14 protein-coding genes are annotated in these 18593 nt (G+C 65.8%); 4 read left to right on the forward strand and 10 right to left on the reverse strand.

All coding sequences use genetic code 11. From position 1 onward, the window contains the following. Positions 1 to 43: 43 nt before the first annotated feature. From CEY08_RS23185 to CEY08_RS23210, 6 genes are all read right to left on the reverse strand, one after another. Positions 44 to 1237, reverse strand: coding sequence for a low temperature requirement protein A (locus CEY08_RS23185; protein ID WP_042796256.1), 1194 nt, complete (start codon positions 1235 to 1237; stop codon positions 44 to 46). Between the two features lie 204 nt (positions 1238 to 1441). After that, complete coding sequence (locus tag CEY08_RS23190) at positions 1442 to 2182, reverse strand: branched-chain amino acid ABC transporter ATP-binding protein (protein WP_042796255.1); 741 nt, start codon at positions 2180 to 2182, stop codon at positions 1442 to 1444. A 1-nt stretch (position 2183) separates the two neighbouring features. Further along, a complete protein-coding gene (locus CEY08_RS23195; RefSeq protein ID WP_042796254.1) occupies positions 2184 to 2891 on the reverse strand; it encodes an ABC transporter ATP-binding protein in 708 nt (235 codons plus the stop codon). Positions 2892 to 2905: 14 nt separating this feature from the next. Then, positions 2906 to 3787 carry a branched-chain amino acid ABC transporter permease gene (locus CEY08_RS23200; protein WP_042796253.1) on the reverse strand — a complete coding sequence of 294 codons (882 nt, stop codon included), beginning with the start codon at positions 3785 to 3787 and terminating at the stop codon, positions 2906 to 2908. 9 nt (positions 3788 to 3796) lie between these two features. After that, entirely contained in the window at positions 3797 to 4789 is a 993-nt protein-coding gene (locus tag CEY08_RS23205; protein WP_042796252.1) for a branched-chain amino acid ABC transporter permease, read from the reverse strand. A gap of 89 nt (positions 4790 to 4878) precedes the next feature. Further along, positions 4879 to 5763: a LysR family transcriptional regulator gene (locus CEY08_RS23210; protein WP_063641555.1), complete on the reverse strand. Its 885-nt coding sequence runs from the start codon at positions 5761 to 5763 to the stop codon at positions 4879 to 4881. A 161-nt stretch (positions 5764 to 5924) separates the two neighbouring features. Here CEY08_RS23210 and CEY08_RS23215 point away from each other — a divergent pair, with 161 nt between their 5' ends. Then, positions 5925 to 7157: an amino acid ABC transporter substrate-binding protein gene (locus CEY08_RS23215; protein WP_063641320.1), complete on the forward strand. Its 1233-nt coding sequence runs from the start codon at positions 5925 to 5927 to the stop codon at positions 7155 to 7157. Positions 7158 to 7221: 64 nt separating this feature from the next. Beyond that, positions 7222 to 8640, forward strand: coding sequence for an amidase (locus CEY08_RS23220; protein ID WP_076818029.1), 1419 nt, complete (start codon positions 7222 to 7224; stop codon positions 8638 to 8640). A 63-nt stretch (positions 8641 to 8703) separates the two neighbouring features. Here the strand turns inward: CEY08_RS23220 and CEY08_RS23225 are convergent, their stop codons facing one another. Continuing rightward, a complete protein-coding gene (locus tag CEY08_RS23225; protein ID WP_042796250.1) occupies positions 8704 to 9612 on the reverse strand; it encodes a LysR family transcriptional regulator in 909 nt (302 codons plus the stop codon). A gap of 141 nt (positions 9613 to 9753) precedes the next feature. Here CEY08_RS23225 and CEY08_RS23230 point away from each other — a divergent pair, with 141 nt between their 5' ends. Further along, a complete protein-coding gene (locus CEY08_RS23230; RefSeq protein WP_042796249.1) occupies positions 9754 to 10527 on the forward strand; it encodes an SDR family oxidoreductase in 774 nt (257 codons plus the stop codon). A gap of 10 nt (positions 10528 to 10537) precedes the next feature. Next, positions 10538 to 10807, forward strand: coding sequence for a hypothetical protein (locus tag CEY08_RS23235; RefSeq protein WP_042796248.1), 270 nt, complete (start codon positions 10538 to 10540; stop codon positions 10805 to 10807). Positions 10808 to 10862: 55 nt separating this feature from the next. On the opposite strand, the gene CEY08_RS23240 is transcribed toward CEY08_RS23235, so the two are convergent. From CEY08_RS23240 to CEY08_RS23250, 3 genes are read right to left on the reverse strand one after another with little or no spacing between them, the layout of a single operon-like run. Continuing rightward, positions 10863 to 12386: an efflux transporter outer membrane subunit gene (locus CEY08_RS23240; RefSeq protein WP_076816490.1), complete on the reverse strand. Its 1524-nt coding sequence runs from the start codon at positions 12384 to 12386 to the stop codon at positions 10863 to 10865. Then, complete coding sequence (locus tag CEY08_RS23245; RefSeq protein ID WP_076816493.1) at positions 12383 to 15496, reverse strand: multidrug efflux RND transporter permease subunit; 3114 nt, start codon at positions 15494 to 15496, stop codon at positions 12383 to 12385. The genes CEY08_RS23240 and CEY08_RS23245 overlap by 4 nt, the downstream gene beginning before the upstream one ends. Continuing rightward, the gene (locus CEY08_RS23250) at positions 15493 to 18591 is read right to left on the reverse strand and encodes an MdtB/MuxB family multidrug efflux RND transporter permease subunit (protein ID WP_076816495.1); all 3099 of its coding nucleotides are present in this window, start codon (positions 18589 to 18591) and stop codon (positions 15493 to 15495) included. The genes CEY08_RS23245 and CEY08_RS23250 overlap by 4 nt, the downstream gene beginning before the upstream one ends. Between the last annotated feature and the right edge of the window lie 2 nt (positions 18592 to 18593).

Consider the following 18593-nt stretch of genomic DNA (forward strand, 5'->3'; position numbering starts at 1 on the left):
ACCGCTCCCTCTGGGGCAGCCTCCGGCCCTCTTCGGATTGCCGCTACTCCACGATTCCTTGCGGAACGCCGGCATGTGCCCTACGCCGCGATACGCTTTCCCAAGCCGCCACCAGAATCATGATCAATGTGGTCAAACCACCCACCATGAGGTTGTCGGTCACAAAGGCCACGGGCGCCAGCACGGCCAGCAACACCAGCCCCACCACGTGCGACAGCGGGAAGCGGCCGTAGACCACTGTCTTATAAATGCCGTTGCCAGCCAGGTAGAGCGCCGGGCCACCGATCAGCGCAGCCGCCGCCGGCATGGCGATGCGCCCGTCCGGATGCAAGATGACCAGCTCGTTGGCCACGGCGGACACGATCACCCCGGCGATCAGGACGACGTGTACATAGTGGAACCAGGCGCCGATGCGGCCTGGATCGTTGCTATGCACGATGGCCTCGCTGCCGTCGCGGCTGCTGGTGTCGAAATACACCCACCACATGGCGGCCGTGCCCAGAAATGCGGCCAGCAGCGCAATCAACGCGGGCGCGCTCCAGCGCTCCAGGCCTGCCAGCGTGGCACCGGTGATGAGCAAGGTTTCGCCCAGCGCCACGATGACGAACAGCTGGCAGCGCTCGGCCAGGTGTCCGCCCTCGATCGTCCATTCACTGGTGGTGGAATGACCCAGGCCCGGAAAGCGGAAGCCGATCATGGGCGACAGATACTCGCAGGCCACCGCCAGCGCCCACAACGCCAGGCGCGTGCCGTCCTGAGACAGTCCGCCGGCAATCCACAAGACCGCCGACACGCACAGCCAGGCGAACATGCGGCGGAAGTTGGGTGCCAGCGGATGCGCAGGCCCCAGATGCAACACGATGAACAGCGTGCGCCCCACCTGGATCAGCGCGTAGCTGACGGCGAACACCAGCCCGGTAGCGCCGAATGCGCCCGGCAGGGCAGCGCCAAAGACCAGGCCGGCCAGCATCACGGCAAACAGCATGACGCGCATGGGCACGGCGTCGGGATCGAACCAGTTCGTGACCCAGCAGGTGTATTGCCAGCCCAGCCATACGGCGAACCACAGCACCAGAGAGTGGAGCGCGCCCATCAAGGTCAGATCGTGCAGCAGGCCGTGGGAGATCTGGGTGACCGCGAAGACGTACACCAGATCGAAGAACAGCTCGACAAAGGTGACGCGGGCTTCGTGCCCGTCGCGGCGGCGCAGCAAGTTGGCGCTTGCGAGAAAGGTCATGGCATGGGCCTCGCCGTGAAGATGATGGCGCAACCAGATTAGCGCAAGGCAGGTCTTGCCGGATCGTCAAATAATGCAAAGTCGGGCGGGCGTGGCAGCGGCGCTACGCGCCTTTTACGGTAGTGCGACCTGGCCGCCCAAGCGGATGTGCTCACGCCCGGTAATGCTTTGCCCGGGACGGCCATTTCGCCGCCCCCTTCTTCCTCAATCGATCTTGTAGTCCATCCAGGACGCAACCATCTCGCGCAAGCCTCCGCCGTCGTCAAAGGCCTCGCGCCCACCTTCGGCCTTGTTGCGGCCCAGCTCCAGGATGTACATGTAATCCGACACCTCGGCGCACCGGCGCACGTTCTGGTCCACCAGCACCACCGTCATGCCCTCGTCCGCGAATCCGCGGATCAGGCCGTAGATCTCCTTGGAAATTTTCGGCGCCAGCATGGCCGTGGGCTCATCCAGCAGGATGACGGAAGGTTCGATCAGCAAGGCCCGTCCGAATTCCACGAAACGTTGCTGCCCCCCGCTCATGCTGGACACGGGGTCGTCGCGCTTCTGCGCCAGGATGGGGAAGCGGTCGTAGACCGAATCGATACGTTGACGCACGCGAGTCTTGTCGCCGCGGAACGGCCAGCAGCCCAGCAGCAGGTTGTCGTGCACCGACAGCTCGCCGAACAGACTGCGGTGCTGCGGCACGAAAGCCACCCCGTGGCTCGCGCGCTCATGCGAAGGCTGTGCGCTGATATCCGCGCCGCGCAGCGTGATGCGGCCGGTGCGCGGCGGCAGGAAACCGAACATCGTCTTCAACACTGTGGACTTGCCCGCGCCGTTGGGTCCGATAACCCCGGTCACCTTGCCCGCGCGCGCCTGGATATTGACGTGGTTCAGAATGGTGATGTCGCCGTGGTACGCCACGGTCACGTCTTCCAGCGCGAGTATCGACGTGCTCATTTCAGGCTCCCAGATAGGCTTCGACCACGCGGGGGTCGGCGCGCACTTGCTCGGCGTTACCCTGGCTCAGGATGGCGCCTTCGTTCATGACGATGATGTGATGGGACAACTGGTAGATCGAGGTCAGGTCGTGCGAAACCAGCACCACCGAGCAATCGTGCTCGCTCGGCAGTTCCCGGATCACCGAGATCAGCAACTGCGCCAGCGCCGGATTCACGCCCGCGAAGGGTTCGTCCAGCAGCACCACCTTGGGCCGCGCCACCATGATGCGCGCCAGCTCCACCAGTTTCTGCTGCCCGCCAGACAGCTCTTCGGCGTAGTTGTGGCGCAGCCTGTGCAGCTCCACCTTGTGCAACCAGTACTCGGATTGTGCATAGCGCTCATCCGCGCTGCGGCCAGTCTGCTGCTGCGCCACCTCCAGGTTGTCCAGCAAGGTCAGCTGGCGGAAGATGCGCGGCACCTGGAAGGTGCGCCCCACGCCCAGGCGGGCGACCTCGTGGATCTGCTTGCCGGCGATGTTCCGGCCATCGAGCTCGATGCGGCCTTCGTCCGGCGTGTAGATGCCGTTAATGCAGTTGAGCATGGTGGTCTTGCCCGACCCGTTCATGCCGATGACACCCAGGATGGAACCGCGAGGCACGTCCAGGTCCACGCCTTGCAGGGCCACCAACCCGCCGAAGCGCTTCTTGAGATTGCTGACTTTCAACATGTGTCAGGCTCCTTTTAGCGCAACGCCTGGCGGCCGAAGAGTCCGCTGGGCCGGATGAAGATGGTCGCGACCATGAGCGTGAAGCCGCAGATGGTGGCAATGGAAGGGTTGAAGAACACCACCGACACTTGCTCCGTGACGCCGAACAGCAGCGCTCCCACCAGCGCCCCGACCGGATGGCCGAGGCCGCCCAGCACGATCACGATGAAGCCGATCAGGGTGTAATCGTTGCCCATGAATGGCGAGAACGAGGGGAACACCATCGCCACCAGCACGCCGCTGGCGGCGGCCAGGCCTATGCCCAACCCGAAGGCCACGGCGGACAGGCGTTCGGCATTGATGCCCACGATGCGCACCGCGTCGCGGTTCATGATGATGGCGCGCAGCGCCTTGCCGAGCTGGCTGCGGTACAGGAATACCGTCAGCGCGCCGATGATGGCCAGCGCAATGACCAGCGCCAGCAGGCGCACGGTGGGGATCAGCACAGGTCCGAACTTCAGGAAGACGGGTTCGATTTCATAGGGCAGCGAACGGGCGTCGGCATCGAACACCAGCAGCATGATGGCGCCCAGCATGATGGACACGCCGAACATCAGCAGCAGCGAACTGATCTCGGGATCGTCCGCCTTGGACAGGCGCGGGATCAGTACGAAATAGAGCAGATAGCCCGCCAGGAAAAATGCAGCGAATGCCAGCGGCAGCGCCACCAGGGGGTTGATGCCTGCATACTCCATCAGATAGAAGGCAAAGTAGGCGCCCAGCACCAGGAATTCGCCGTGCGCAAAGTTGACCACGCGCAGCACGCCGAAGATCACGTTCAGCCCCACGCCGATCAGCCCGTAGATGGCGCCCAGGATCAGGCCGTTGATCAGCCCTTGGATAATCAGTCCGGTCATGGTGGTTCCTCAGGCGATGTAGCGGCGCAGTTGCGGCTTGCGTTTGATCAGGCTGCCCACGATGCCGCGCGGCAGGAACAGCATCAGCAGCACAATGATCAGGCCTAACAGCAGCAGGTTCACCACCGGGAATTTCTGCCAGATCATGTGGTCGATGCCCAGCAGCGCCAGCGTGCCGACAACCGGCCCGAGAATGGTGCCGAAGCCGCCCGCCATCGCGTAGATGATGCTCTTGGCGGTGATCAGCACGTGGAAGGCATATTCCGGATCCACCACGTTCGTGTACCAGGCCTCGATACCGCCCGCCAGCGCCGGGAACAGCGCGGCCAGCAGCCAGGCCTTGAGACGGGTGTTGGGCACGTGGATACCCACGCAGGCGGCGGCGCCGTCATCGTCGCGGATGGCCTTGAGCGCGCGGCCCAGGCCCGACACCGACAGCCAGGTGACGGTGGCCAGCGTCGCGCCCATCACGGCCAGCATGGCGTAGTAGCTGTGCGTGGGATTGTTGGCGTTGGACAGGATGATGCCCATGCTGCCGCCTGTGAAGGACTGCGGCAGGTTGGAGATGATCAGCTTGACGATGGTGGCCAGCGCCAGGCTCACGATCCCGAAGTACACCCCGCGCAGGCGCAGCGTGGGCGCCAGCAGCAGCGCAATCGCTACGCCCACGCCTCCCGCCGCCAGCAGCGACGGCAGGATGGGCCAGCCCAGGATCTTGTAGCAGATGCCCGTCGCGTAGGAACCCACGCCGTAGAACACCACGTAGCCAAACGGCAGGTAGCCGGTAAAGCCGACGCAGATATTCATGGCGCTGGCCATGGTGATCCACAGCATCAGGTAGAACGCGAACGAGATGTTCGACGTCGTCATGGGGATCAGCGCCAGGCCCGCGGCCAGGGCGGCAAAGACGATTACGGCGATGCGGGTGCGCAACCGCAATGCGCGCTGATCCTGCGCGCGATGCGAGGCGGCGCCCGCCGCCAGGACGGGACTGCTGCTCATATGTCTTCCTCCGGGCCGTTTCCGGGTTGGACGGCCGCTTTATTTGGAGGCGATTATGACCAGTTCAAACCATAACTGCAAGTTAAGGACTAACCCTTATTTTCGGCCGGAAATGCCTCGGCAAGCACGCCGCGCAGCTCTTTGATGAACGCCAGCGCGATGGATGAAGGCTCGCGATTGCTGGCATAGACGGCCGAGATATTCAGCGGGATACGCTCGACCAACGGCACGATGACGACGTCGGGCATGGTGTTCTGCATGACGGTAAATTCGTCCACGATCGCAATCCCCACCCCGGCATTCACCAGGGCGCAGGCCAGTTGACTCCAAGGCACGTCGGCGCACATGCGGCAGGGCAGGCCCGCCTGCTCGAAAGCGCCCAGCACCAGCATGCCGAAGGGCATGCGCGTACCCACGACGATGTGCGGATGCGGCGACAGGTCCGCCAGGCTCACCTGAGCACGACCCGCCAGCGGATGCGCCTTGGGGATGGCGGCAACCATGCGCCCGACGTGCAGCGGCTGGGAGGTCAGGAATGGGTGATCAGCCTGCATGACCACCAGCCCCAGCTCGGCCTCCCCCTGCAGCACATCGGTAATCAGGGTGGGCAGCGCCGTCGTGTTCAGCCGCAGCAGCAACTCCGGATGGCGTTGCTGAAAGCGCGCCACGGCGCGCGGCACCAGGAACTGCGCCAGACTGGGAATGGACGCCAGGCGCAGCACCCCGGTGCCGTGCTCCGCCAGGGCGTCGGCCAAGTCATTGACGCGCTGCATCATGCGTTGCGTTTTCTCGATTTCCTCAAACAGGCTCTGCACTTGCGAGGTCGGCCGGAGCTTGCCGCGGACCCGCTCAAAGAGCGTCACGCCCATCGCCTTCTCGGTATGCGCCAGCATCCGGCTGACGGCCGGCTGCGAGATGTTCAGCAACCGCGCAGCCCCGCTGATGGACCCCGCCATGACGATGGCCCACAACATTTCGGTCTGTCGGTAATTCAATTTATTCAAGGCGTGCGCTCCATGCCTATTTGTTATACGCTATCTCGCGTGTTGAGCAAACATTGCCCAGCACCAGGCCTGTGTCCGATGGTCCGCCACGGAACGCGGGGCCGCATACCAAAAACGATAGGAGACCTCCCATGCACGCTAAACCCTGGCTGTCCCGCATACCGGCGCTGGCCCTGGCCATCGCCGCCCTCACCCCTGCCCTGGGCGCCGCCCAGACCTCGGACAAGATCCGCGTCGGCATGACGGTATCGTCCACCGGCAGTTTCGCGCTCGCTTCGCAGTCGGGCGTGCGCGGCGTCGAACTCTGGGTCGACGACGTCAACCGCCGCGGCGGCATCGAAGTCAAGGGCAAGAAATACCCCGTCGAGCTGGTCAAGCTGGACGACCGCAGCGACAAGCAAATGGTGACCCGCGTTTACGAACGCCTGATTGTCGATGAAAAAGTGGATCTGGTGTTCGCCCCCTTCGGCTCGACGCTGACCGCGGCGGCCGCCACCGTCACCGAGCGCCTGGGCAAATACATGATGGTCTGGTCCGCCGCCAGCGACGATCTGTACAAGCAGGGTTTCAAGAACATGGTGTCGGGCACGCAGATGCCGGTGTCGGCGATGCTGCGCGCCAACATGGAACTGGCCGCCAAGCAGGGCGTGAAGAAGGTCGCCCTGCTGTACTCGGATGAACCGTTCCCGGCGGGCCTGGCCGAAGGCGGCAAGGAGCAGGCCGTCAAGAACGGCATGGAAGTCGTGCTGTTCGAGAAGTACCCCAAGGGCCAGAAGGACTTCAGCACGATCCTGCAGAAGGCCCGCGCGGCGGGCGCCGAGGCGCTGGTGCCGACCTCCTATGAGGGTGACCTGATCAGCATGACGCGCCAGATGAAGCAGCTGGACATCAACTTCCCCTACGTCTTCATGGTCTATGCGTCGACCCCGCAATTCCAGGCCATTGGCGCGGACTCCAACTACATCTACAGCCACACCAACTACCACCCCGCGATCAACTGGAAGGTCAACGCCGGCATGACGCGCGAACAGTTCGCCACCGCCTACGACCAGCGCTTCCCCAAGGCCGAGTTCCCGCCTGACTTCCAGACCGCGCTGGCCTACGGCGCGGGCGCGCTGACCGAGGAAATCGTCAAGCAGGCCGGCAGCACCGACGCAGCCGCGCTCAAGAAGGCCTCGCTGGACCTCTCGGGCAAGCTCACCGTCATGGCAGGCCCCTATGCCATCGACGAAACGGGCAAGCAGCTGCTGATGCCCTTCCCCGTGGTGCAACTGCTGCCGGGCAAGGGCATGGTCCCGGTCTGGCCCGCTGACGTGGCCACGCAAAAGCCGGTGTACCCCGCCCCCGACTGGAACAAGCGCTGATCGCGCAAGCAGGAACACGGCGCGCGGCAGCCGCGCGCCGCGCATGACATCACCCGAGGAAAACATGTCTGACATTGCATTTGCCACGCTCAGCGAACTTGCGCAGGGCCTGGCCGACGGCCGCTACAGCTCGGTGGAACTGGCACGGCACTACCTGGACCGCATCGACCGTGCCAACCCGGCGCTGGGCGCCTACGTCAGCGTCGACCGCGAGGGCGCGTTGCGCCTGGCCGAAGCCGCCGACGCGCGCCGCCGCGCGGGCTACGGCCTGCTCGGCCCGCTGGACGGCCTGCCCGTGGCGGTCAAGGACCTGTGCGATATCCAGGGCCAGCTCACCACGGCCGGATCGCAAGCCTGGCGCCAGCGCCGCAGCGAAGTCACCGCCACCGCCGTGACCCGCCTGCTCGACGCCGGCATGGTGGTGCTCGGCAAGACCCACATGGTGGAGTTCGCGTTTGGCGGCTGGGGCACCAACCCCGTCATGGGCACCCCGCGCAACCCCTGGGATCTGGTGCGCGCCCGCATTCCCGGCGGCTCTTCCAGCGGCTCCGGCGTGGCGGTGGCCGCCGGCCTCGCGCCCGCCGCGCTGGGTTCGGACACCGGCGGCTCGGTGCGGATCCCCGCCGCGCTAAACGGCATCACGGGCCTGAAGACAAGCCGTGGACTCATCAGCCTGTATGGATCGGTGGCGTTGTCCCATACCCTGGATTCCATCGGCCCGCTGACGCGCGACACTCGCGACTCCCTGTTGCTGACCGAAGCGCTCTCCGGCCCCGATCCACGCGACCCCGTGACGCGCGGCATCCCCGCTTACCGCTACCGCGAACCGCGCGCGGGCGCGAAACCGCTCGCGGGCGTGCGCATCGCGCTTATGCCGCAAGCGCAGTACCCCATTGCCGTCGACGCGGCCGTGCAGGGCGCCCTGGACGACACGCGGCGCGCGCTGGCGGACCTGGGCGCGGAGTTTGTCGAGGCGCCCTTCCCCTTCGATTTCCACGACATGATGCTGCGCAACGGCCTGATCATCGCAGCCGAAGCCTACGCCCAGCATCGCGACTACATCGAAGACGACAGCCTGCCCCTAGGCCGCTATGTGCGCGCCCGCGTGCTGGGCGGCAAGCAGCTCGGCGCCGCCGACTACGTACTGGCGCTGCAGGCCCATGCCCGCGCCTGCGAAGCCTGGCGCGACTGGATGCGCGACTATGACGCCGTCCTTGCGCCGTGCCTGCCCTTTGCTGCCTGCCCGCTGGAGGAAGTGGACGAAGCCGCCACGCCGCTGGCGGCTTTCACCCGCCCCGGCAATTACGTCAATGCTTCCGGACTGGCCCTGCCCGCCGGATTTGCCGCGGACGGCATGCCCATCGGCGTGCAATTGCTGGGCAAGCCCAATGGCGAAGGCGCGCTGGGCCGAATCGGCATGGCCTTCCAGGCCGCGACCGATTGGCACCTGCGTCGCCCTGACCTGTCGGCGATCCAGCTGTAGCCGCCGCTGCCGGGGATCCCCCAAAAGGCCGGCCAGCCCCTCGCGGCGGCCGGCCTGTTTTATTCAGTGGCTCTCGCAGATCGGCCGCAACAGCGTTTCCAGCCAATCCGCAAACACCTGCACTCGCCGCGATGGCTGGCGCCGCTGCGGATAGAGCAATGTCATCGGCATCGGCGCGGGCCGATAGTCCGGCATGACTTCGACCAGTTCACCCGCGGCAATCTGCGGCTGTACGTCGTAGGCCGGAATCTGGATCAGCCCCAACCCGGCGACGCAGCTGGCGATGTAGGCTTCGGCGCTATTGACCGTGACCCGTCCGCGCAATTGCAGGGTGCGCAACATGCCACCATCCTGCCATTCCCAGGGCGCCAGCCGGCCGGTCGAGGGCGAGGCGTAGTTCACGCAGCCATGGCCGGCCGCGAGGTCGTCCGGCGTCAAGGGCAGGCCATGGCTCGCCAGATAGGCCGGACTGGCGACGTTGATCAGGCGCAGCATGCCTATCGGCCGCGCCACCAGGCCGGAATCGGGTAATACGCCGACCCGCAACACACAATCCACCCCTTCCTCGATGAGGTTGACCGCGCGGTCGGTCACCCCCAACGTGACGTCGATCTGCGGATAGGCGTCCAGGAATGCCGGCAGCGCCGGCGCCACAATGAGGCGGCCCACGCGCCCGGGCACGTCAACGCGCAACATGCCGCTGGGGCCCACCGAGGCATGGCGAAATAGATTCTCCGCTTCCTCCATGTCGGCCACCAGGCGCAGGCAACGCTCATAGAAGGCCGCGCCCTCCTGCGTGGGCGCCACTTGCCGCGTGGTGCGATTGAGCAGCCGCGCGCCCAGCCGTCCCTCCAGCTCCTGCACGGCGGCGGACACGGTGGAACGCGGCAGGCCCAGCGTATCCGCCGCGCGCGAGAAGTTCGCGCATTCGACAACGCGGGCGTAGACGCGGAACAGATCGATGCGATCCATGGGCGGGCCTCTCCAGCAAGGCAACATTGTTCGCGATTTCTGGATATACATACCAGGAATAGCGGTTTTATGCGGTTTTTTTGGAATATATCATCGTCTGCATTGGGGCTCGCATCCGGCGGGCCGATAGCGGAGAGGACCATGGCAGACCACGGAATCAAAGGCAAAACCGTCATCATCGCGGGCGGCGCGAAAAACCTGGGCGGACTGATCGCGCGCGACCTGGCGCAACAGGGCGCCCGGGCAGTGGCGGTGCACTACAACAGCGCGAGCACCAAGGCGGACGCGGAGGCGACGGTCGCCGCCGTCAAGGCCGCCGGCGCGCAGGCAGTTGCCCTGCAGGCCGACCTGACCTCGGCCGGCGCGATGGAGAAACTCTTCGCCGACGCGGCAGCTGCGGTAGGCCGTCCGGACATCGCGATCAATACCGTCGGCAAAGTGTTGAAGAAGCCCTTCACCGAAATCACCGAAGCGGAGTACGACGATATGGCGGCGGTAAACGCCAAGTCGGCATTCTTCTTCCTGAAGGAAGCCGGCCGCCACGTCAACGACAACGGCAAGATCTGCACCCTGGTGACGTCGCTGCTGGGCGCCTACACGCCCTTCTACGCAGCCTACGCCGGCACCAAGGCGCCTGTGGAGCACTACACGCGCGCCGCCTCCAAGGAATTCGGCGAACGTGGCATTTCCGTGACCGCGGTGGGACCGGGCCCCATGGACACGCCGTTCTTCTATCCGGCCGAAGGCGCCGACGCCGTGGCGTACCATAAGACCGCAGCCGCCTTGTCGCCATTCTCGAAAACCGGATTGACCGATATTGAAGACGTCGTTCCCTTCATCCGGTTCCTGGTGTCGGATGGCTGGTGGATCACCGGCCAGACGATTCTGATCAACGGCGGCTACACCACCAAATAGGAGCCGCGTCATGCACGTACTGTTGACCATCGTCGGAGGCCTGCTGCTGCTGGCCGTGTTCGCGCTGTTCGGCAAGCAATGGGGCGGCGACGCCGCCGGCTCGATTGCCGCCGCCAAACTGTTCCTGCCAGCGTGGCTGCTGATGGCGATCGTCAACATGTGGGTCGGCGTCACGCGCGCCGGCTACACGGTGCGAGAGGAACTACCCATCCTGCTGCTGGTGTTCGCGGTGCCCGCGGCGGCGGCCTGGTTGGTCATTACCTTCCTGCCTCGCGGTTGACCGCAGGCGGGCTGCGGCGGCACCGGCGTTCGGCCACGCCCAGCGCGCCCGAACGTCAGGGCAGCGCGGGCGGTGCGGCGCTCGCGGGCGCCGCTTGGTCAGCCCGCGCCTGCTCTGCCGCGCGCGGCAGTCCTTCCCAGCCGCCACCCAGGGCCACGATCAGGTTGACGCTGGCCGCGAAGCGGTTGCCCAGCAGGCTCAGCGCATTGCGTTCGCTATTGAGCGCCGTGGCATCCACCACCGCCACGCTCAGGTAATCGACCAGGCCCGCCTTGTACTGGTTCTGGGTGAGACGCAGCGATTCGCGCGCCGCTTCGAGTGCGCGGCGCTGCACCACCTGTTCATTCTCCATGACACGCAGCTGGATCAGATAATCCTCGACCTCGCGCAACCCGGTCAGGGCCGTCTGGCGATAGGCGGCCGCCTGCGCGTCGTAGGATGCGCGGGCCTGTTCCACTTGCGCTTCGCGCGCACCGCCGTCGAATATCGTCAGCGCCAGCGCCGGCCCCAGCGACCAGAAACGCGCCGGCGCCGTCAGCAATTCGGCGAACTGGCCGTTGCGGAAGCCCCCATCCGCGGACAGCGTAAGGCTGGGGAACCACGCGGCCTGCGCCACGCCGATCTGCGCATTGGCGGCCGCAGCGCGGCGCTCGGCCGCCGCCACGTCTGGGCGGCGCTCCAGCAGCTCGGACGGCAAGCCCACCGGAATCTGCGGCAATTGCAAGGCAAACACCGTGGGCGGCAGGCTGAACTGCGACGGCGCCTGGCCCATCAACACGGCGATGGCGTGTTCAAGCTGGCCGCGCTGCCAATCCAGGTCGATGGACTGCGCCCGCGTGCTTTCCACCTGCGTGCGCGCCACGGCCACGTCGGCCTGGCCGGCCACGCCCACGGCATAGCGGTTCTGCGTCAGCTGCAGGGATTTTTCGTAGGCAGCCACCGTGGCATCCAGCAGGCGCTTCTGCTCATCCAGCACGCGCAATTGCAGATAAGCCTGCACCAGCGCGGCCTGCGCGCTCAGGCGCGTGGCGCCGAGGTCGGCCAGGCTGGCGGCGGCGCTCGCCTCCGAGGATTCCACGCTGCGCCGCACCCGGCCCCACAAGTCCACTTCCCAGCTGACGCTACCCGTCAGCGAATACTGGTTCGAGACGTTGCTGCCCGACGACGACGAGGAGCCGTTTTGTCCGCCGCCACTCCCCGCGCGCGTCATGCCCGCGCCCGCGCCCACCGTCGGGAAGAAACCGGCGCGCGCGCCGCGCACCAGGCCCAGGGCCTGCCGGTAGTTGGCCTCGGCCTGGGCAACGGTCTGGTTCGAGGCATTCAAGCGCGCCACCAGATCGTTCAGCGTCGCGTCGTCATACACGCGCCACCATTCGCCGCGTTCCGCCTGGTCCAGCGGCCGGGCAGGCTTCCAGCCCTCGACCTCCCCCTGGCCCTCCTTGTAGGCGGCGCCCACGTCCAGCGCGGGGCGCTCGTAATCAGGGCCGACCGCGCATGCGCCCAGCAGCGCGCACAGCGCGGCCGCGGCGATGCTGCGGGAAAGAAAGAGGCTCGGGACTGGCGTGGCGTCGCGCATCATATGGGTTCTATGGAAGCGGAGGACCCGTCCTTGGGCGCGCGCCGGCGCGCGGCCCAGAGGCGGAAGCGGTCCAGGTAAAGATAGACCACGGGTGTGGTGTACAGCGTAAGGATCTGGCTCAGGACCAGGCCGCCGACGATGGTAATGCCTAGCGGCTGGCGCATCTCGACGCCTGCGCCGGTGGCCAGCACCAGCGGCAACGCGCCAAAGATGGCGGCCATCGTCGTCATCATGATGGGACGAAAACGCGTCAGGCATGCCTGGAAAATGGCGTCCCGCGGACTCATGCCCTGGGTGCGCTCCGCATCCAGGGCAAAGTCGACCATCATGATGGCGTTCTTTTTGACGATGCCGATCAGCAGGAACACCCCGATCAAGGCAATCAGCGTGAAGTCGTAGCGCACCAACAGCAGCGCGAGCAGCGCGCCCAGGCCGGCCGACGGCAGGGTCGACAGAATGGTCAGCGGGTGCACGAAGCTTTCGTACAGGATGCCCAAAACGATGTACATCGTGACCAGCGCGGCGAGGATCAGCCAGGGCTGCTGCGCCAATGTCTGCTGCAAGGCCGCGGCCGTGCCCTGGAAACCCGCCTGTATCTGGTCCGACGGCAGGCCGATGCGCGCCACGGCGGCATCGATCGCGCTGGTAGCCTGGCCCAGCGACACACCCGGCGCCAGGCTGAAAGAGATGGTGTCGGCCACGAACAGCCCCAGGTGCTGCACGCTCAACGGCGCGTTGGCGTTTTCCAGACGCGTGAAGGCCGACAGCGGCACGCGCGCGCCGGCCTCGGTAATGACCTCCACCTGCCTGAGCGATTCGATGTCCTGCGCGAATTTCGGGTCCACGCCCAGCACCACGTGGTACTGGTTCAGCGGCCCGTACATTACCGACACCTGGCGCTGGCTGAACGAGTTGTTCAGCACCGTGGATATGGTGGACATGCTGATGCCCAGGCGGGTAGCCGCCTCGCGATCGATCACCAGGTTGATCTGGCGGCCCTTGTCCTCGACGTCGGTGTCCACATCGGTGATCTCGGGAATCTGCGCCATCGCCTGCTGCACTTTAGGCATCCAGGTGCGCAGCAGCTGCAGATCGCCCGCCATCAGCGTGTAATCGTAGGAGCCCTGGCTCTGGCGGCCGCCGATCCGTATGTCCTGCTGCGACACCAGGAACATGCGCGCGCCGGGCATATTCTGCAGCTTGCCGCGCAGGCGGTTGATGACGACGTCCGCCGAAACCTTGCGTTCGCCCAGGGGCTTGAGCTGGATCTGCATGAAACTGCTGTTGCTGCCGCCCCGTCCGCCCGCATAGCCCGTCATGCTCTGCACAGCGGGATCCGCCAGCACTACTTTGCGCAAGGCCTCCAGCTTGGGCAGGGTGGCCTGGAACGAGGTGCCCTGGTCCACGCGGAAAAAGCCCAGCAATTGGCCCGTGTCCTGTTGCGGGAAGAAGCCCTTGGGCACCACGGTGTACAGGTAGACGTTCAGCCCCACCGCGACGGCCAGTATCAGCATCATCAGACGGTTGTGCGTCAGCGCCCAGCGCAGGGTGCTGCGATAGCCGTCCATCATGGCGTCGAAACCGCGCTCGGACCAGCGCGCCAGCCTACCCGCCGGCTTTTCCTCGGGCGTCTCCTGGCGTAGCAGCCGCGCGCACATCATCGGCGTCAGGGTCAGCGACACCACCAGCGACACCAGGATGGCGGCCGACAGCGTTACCGCGAACTCGCGGAACAAGCGCCCGACCACGCCCCCCATCAACAGGATGGGAATGAACACCGCCACCAGCGACAGGCTCATGGACAGCACGGTGAAGCCCACTTCGCGCGAACCGCGCAGCGCCGCGCGCATGGGCGACATGCCGCGCTCCACATGGCGCATGATGTTCTCGAGCACCACGATGGCGTCATCCACCACGAAGCCGGTCGCCACGATCAGCGCCATCAGCGAGATGGTGTTCAGCGTAAAGCCGCTGAGATACATGATGCAGAACGTGCCGATCAACGATACCGGCACCGCCACACTGGGAATGATGGCCGCCCGCCAGCGCCGCAGGAACAGCAGCACCACCAGCACCACCAGGCCCACCGCGATGATCAGCGTCAGCTCGGCTTCGTGCAGCGAGGCCCGGATGCTGGGGGTGCGGTCCTGCGCCACCGTCATGTTGGCGTCCGCGGGCATCAGTGCCTGCAAGATCGGCAACTGGGCGCGCACGGCATCCACGGTTTCGATGATGTTGGCGTCGGCCTGGCGCCTGACGATCATCAGGATCGCCTTGCGATCGTTGTAGAAGCCGGTCTGGTACAGGTCTTCGACCGAATCCTCCACGCGGGCCACGTCGGATACGCGCACCGGCGCGCCGTCCTTCCATGCCACGATCAGCGGCCGGTACTGCTCGGCGCGGCTGAGCTGGTCGCTGGCCATCACCTGCCAGTGGTAGCGGTCGTTCTCGAGCACGCCCTTGGGCCGGTTGGCATTGGCATTGGCCAGCGTGGTACGCAGCTGGTCCAACGACACGCCGCGGTTTGCCAGCGCCCCCGGCAGCACGGTCACGCGCACCGCCGGCAGGGAACTGCCGCCCACCGTCACCTCGCCCACGCCGTCCACCTGCGAGAGCTTCTGCGCCACGATGGTGGAGGCAATGTCGTAGAGCTGCCCCTGGCTGAGCGTGTCGGACGTCAGCGCCAGGGTCATGATGGGCGCATCGGAAGGATTGGACTTGTGATACGTGGGATTGCTGCGCAGGCCGGTCGGCAGCAACGAACGCGCCGCGTTGATGGCGGCCTGCACATCGCGGGCCGCGCCGTTGATGTCGCGCGACAGATCGAATTGCAGCGTGATGCGGGTGGACCCCTGCGAACTGCTGGAGGTCATTTCCGTCACGCCCGCGATGCTGCCCAGCGATCGCTCCAGCGGCGTGGCCACGCTGGACGCCATGGTCTCAGGACTGGCGCCCGGGAGGCTGGCGGATACTGAAATGGTAGGGATGTCCACCTGCGGCAACGGCGCCACGGGCAAGAGGAAGAACGACAGCAGACCCGCCAGCACGACCGCCAGGCTCAGCAGCGTGGTCGCCACCGGCCGGACGATGAACGGTGCCGACAGAATCATGACGCATCCCCCGCAGGCGCTTGGTCCACGCCGCGCCAGCGGCGCGACATGCGGTCGAACATCAGGTAGATGACCGGCGTGGTGAACAGAGTCAGCACCTGAGACAACAGCAGCCCGCCCACCATCACCAGGCCCAACGGCTGGCGCAGTTCGGCGCCCGTGCCGGTCGACAGCATCAACGGCAGCGCGCCGAACAAGGCGGCCAGCGTAGTCATGAGGATGGGCCGGAAGCGCAGCAGCGCCGCCTCATGGATCGCCGCGCGCGGGCTCAAACCCCGCTTGCGCTCCGCGTCCAGCGCGAAGTCGATCATCATGATGGCGTTCTTCTTCACGATGCCGATCAGCAGGATGATGCCGATGATGCCTATCATGTCCAATTCCGTGCCGCTGATCAGTAGCGCCAGCAGCGCCCCCACGCCTGCCGATGGCAACGTGGACAGGATGGTAATGGGGTGGATGTAGCTTTCGTACAGCACCCCCAGCACGATGTACATTGTCACGATGGCGGCCAGGATCAGCCACAGGGTGCTGGACAGCGAATTCTGGAACGCCAGCGCCGCGCCCTGGAAGCGCGTCTCGATGCCGGTGGGCAGGCCGATCTCGGCCTCGGCCGCCGCTATGTCCACAACTGCGCTGGAGAGCGAGGCGCCGGGCGCCAGGTTGAAGGACACCGTCACCATGGGGAACTGATCGAGCCGGTTCACGGCCAGCACCGTCTTGCCTTCGCTGATGTGGGCAACGGACGACAGCGGCACCTGCGCGCCGGTGGACGTGGGCACGTGGATCTGGCCCAACGAGGCCGGCGTCACCTGGAACTGCGGTTCGACCTCCAGCACCACGCGGTACTGGTTGGACTGCGTGAAGATGGTGGAAATCAGCCGCTGGCCAAAGGCGTTGTACAGCGCCTCGTCGATCACCGCCGCCGTGATGCCCAGGCGCGACGCGGCGTCGCGGTCGATCTCGACCCAGGTCTGCAGCCCGTCGTCCTGCAGGTCGTCGGTCACGTCCTTCAGGCCGGGCACCTGACGCAGGCGATTCACCAGCTTGGGCGTCCACTCGCTCAGTACCTTCAGGTCGGGATTGGACAGGGTCATCTGGTACTGCGTGCGGCTCACGCGGTCCTCGATGGTCAGGTCCTGCACCGGCTGCATATAGACCGTCAGGCCGTCCTGCTTGTCCAGGGACTGCGCGAGGCGCGCCATGACCGTGCGCAGGTCGCCGTTGCGTTCGGCCTGCGGCTTTAGCGCGATCTGCATGCGTCCGGCGCTGAGCGTGGCGTTGCTGCCGTCTACCCCGATAAAGGAGGACACGGCCTGCACGTCGGGATCTTCCAGCACCAGGCGGGCGGCCGCGCGCTGGCGTTCGGCCATGGCAGGAAAAGAAATTGATTGGGGCGCCTGGGTAATCGCCTGGATCAGGCCGGTGTCCTGCTGCGGAAAGAACCCCTTCGGAATCACCAGATACAGCAGCACGGTCAAGGCAAAGGTCGCCAGCGCCACCAGCAACGTCAACGGCTGATGGCGCAGCACCACTTGCAGCCAGCGGTCATAGCCCGCGATCACGCGGTCGATGAAGGCGCCCGTCACCTGATGGAAACGGCCATGTTTCTGTTCGGACTCGGCGCGCAGCAGACGCGCGCACATCATCGGCGTCAAGGTCAGCGACACCACCAGCGATATCAGGATGGACACAGCCAGCGTGATGGCGAACTCGCGGAACAGCCGTCCCACCACCTCGGTCATGAAGAGCAGCGGAATCAGCACCGCGATCAAAGAAAAGGTCAGTGAAATCAGCGTGAAGCCGATCTGCGAGGCGCCCTTGAGCGCGGCCTGCAGCGGGGTCTCGCCCTCCTCGATGTGGCGGGCGATGTTTTCGATCATGACGATGGCGTCATCCACCACGAAGCCGGTGGCGATCGTCAACGCCATCAAGGTCAGGTTGTTGATGGAGAAGCCGGCCAGGTACATGATGCCGAAGGTGCCGACCAGCGATAGCGGCACGACCACGCTGGGAATCAATGTGGCCGTCAGGCTGCGCAGGAACACAAAGGTCACCATGACCACCAGTGCCACTGCCAGCATCATCTCGAACTGCACGTCGGCCACCGAATCGCGGATGGTCTGCGTGCGGTCCGACACCACACTCACGTCCAGGGTCGCCGGCAAGGCGGCGCGCAGTTGCGGCAGCAGCGCCTGGATCCGGTTGACCACATCGATCACGTTGGCGCCAGGCTGGCGCTGGATGTTGAGCAGGATGGCGGGCTTGTCGCCGGCCCACGCCGCCTGGCGCGTGTCTTCCGCGCCCTCGACCGCGCGCGCCACGTCCGACAGGCGCAATGGCGCATTGTTCTTGTACGCGATGATCAGGTCGTTGTAGTCGGTGGGCGTCTTGAGCTGATCGTTGGCGTTGATGGTGGTGGACCGCTGCGGCCCATCCAGATTGCCCTTGGGCTGGTTGACGTTGGCGCCTACGATGGCGGTGCGCAGATCCGACAAGGACAGGCCGTTGGCCGCCAGGGCCTGCGGGTTCACCTGCACGCGCACGGCCGGCCGCTGGCCGCCCGCCACGCTGACCAGGCCCACGCCAGGAATCTGCGACAGTTTCTGGGCAATCCGCGTATCCACCAGGTCGCGCACCTGCGGTAATGGCATGGTGGGCGAAGTGATCGCCAGCGTCAGCACCGCTGCGTCAGCGGGATTGACCTTGTTGTACGTGGGCGGCACCGGCAGGTCGCTGGGCAGCAGGTTCGAGGCCGCGTTGATCGCCGCCTGTACCTGCTGCTCGGCCACGTCCAGCGGCAAAGTCAGGTTGAACTGCAGCGTGATGACCGACGCGCCGCCCGAACTGGTGGACGACATCTGGTTCAGGCCCGGCATCTGCCCGAACTGCCGCTCCAGGGGCGAGGTCACCAACGAAGTCATCACATCGGGACTGGCGCCCGGGTACAGCGTCACCACCTGGATCGTCGGATAGTCCACTTCCGGCAGGGCCGAAACGGGCAGCAACCGGTAGGCGATGAAACCGGCGATCAGGATGGCCACCATGGACAGCGTGGTGGCCACCGGACGCAGAATGAAGAGGCGCGACGGGCTCACGG

This window comes from Achromobacter insolitus, assembly GCF_002209555.1.
GTDB lineage: Bacteria > Pseudomonadota > Gammaproteobacteria > Burkholderiales > Burkholderiaceae_B > Achromobacter > Achromobacter insolitus.